Annotated in this window: 1 pseudogene; it reads right to left on the reverse strand. The window is 72.4% G+C overall.

The features are described 5' to 3' along the window. A pseudogene (locus KVT32_RS29650) lies at window positions 1–301 on the reverse strand (bifunctional salicylyl-CoA 5-hydroxylase/oxidoreductase); the annotation flags it as partial.

Genomic DNA, 301 nt, shown 5'->3' on the forward strand with positions numbered 1-301 from the left:
GCGCGCAGCGCCGCGAACCCCTCGAGCGGGAAGCGGCAGCGGTCCTCGATGCTGCCGCCGTAGTCGTCCTGGCGGCGGTTGGTCAGCGGCGAGATGAAGCTCGACAGCAGGTAGCCGTGGGCGCAGTGCAGTTCGAGCCAGTCGAAGCCGGCCTCGCGCGCCGCCATCGCCGCGCGCACGAAGTCGGCGCGGATGCGCACCATGTCGATCCGGCTGGCCTCGCGCGCCCATTGCGAGACGCCGGCGATGTACTGCTGGTGCGAGGCCGCCACCAGCGGCCAGTTGCCCGACTCGAGCGGCA

The sequence above is a fragment of the Achromobacter sp. GbtcB20 genome (genome assembly GCF_019091095.1).
GTDB classification, from domain to species: domain Bacteria; phylum Pseudomonadota; class Gammaproteobacteria; order Burkholderiales; family Burkholderiaceae_B; genus Achromobacter; species Achromobacter mucicolens.